At 41.7% G+C, this 633-nt stretch carries 2 protein-coding genes; both read right to left on the bottom strand.

Features of this window, described 5'->3' with window-relative positions; all coding sequences use genetic code 11:
• Positions 1-110, bottom strand: a 110-nt coding sequence (locus PROVRUST_RS19505) for a Hok/Gef family protein (RefSeq protein ID WP_006816534.1), incomplete at its 3' end; no start/stop codon positions are given.
• 337 nt (positions 111-447) lie between these two features.
• Positions 448-591: a Hok/Gef family protein gene (locus PROVRUST_RS19510; protein WP_006815898.1), complete on the bottom strand. Its 144-nt coding sequence runs from the start codon at positions 589-591 to the stop codon at positions 448-450.
• Positions 592-633: the final 42 nt, after the last annotated feature.

Below are 633 nucleotides of genomic sequence, written 5' to 3' on the forward strand. Positions count from 1 at the left end.
GTATTTCCACTGATCACGCTAAAAGAACACAACCTATCGCGCATCAATAATGAAAGCCCTAAAACCGTGATACACACGGCTATCAGCCCCATCAGGGTAAACTTGGTCATTCCTCTTGACTCCTGTATATAAAGGAGACAGAATCAAGTTGTTGAGGTTTGAGACAGCCTCGGGTTAATGGTAAAACATAACTCGGGGCTTTTGTCTTTTTGGCTCTTGGCAAATGCTTGAACCAAAATGATCCAAGCACCCACCGCCATCATAGCAAAAATATGCTAACAATCCGCCATAAAATATCATTATCAGATTGAATTTATTGATTATTTAGTGATTTAACTAACGGGAATAACTCATGTCATTGAGTGAATAATTTCGATATGAGAAAGGGCGCTTGTATCACCAGCCTCAACAAAAATGAGAAATGTGGGGGAAAGCTCCCCCACCAGACTACTCAGTGCAAGATAGAGTAGCTTGAACCGCCGTATTTCCACTGATCACGCTAAAAGAACACAACCTATCGCGCATCAATAATGAAAGCCCTAAAACCGTGATACACACGGCTATCAGCCCCATCAGGGTAAACTTGGTCATTCCTCTTGACTCCTGTATATAAAGGAGACAGAATCAAGTTGT

The sequence above is a fragment of the Providencia rustigianii DSM 4541 genome (genome assembly GCF_000156395.1).
Lineage (GTDB): Bacteria > Pseudomonadota > Gammaproteobacteria > Enterobacterales > Enterobacteriaceae > Providencia > Providencia rustigianii.

What these genes read in the sequence shown, in the direction of transcription:
- PROVRUST_RS19510 (WP_006815898.1), bottom strand. Translation starts at nt 591, where the DNA reads ATGACCAAGTTTACCCTGATGGGGCTGATAGCCGTGTGTATCACGGTT.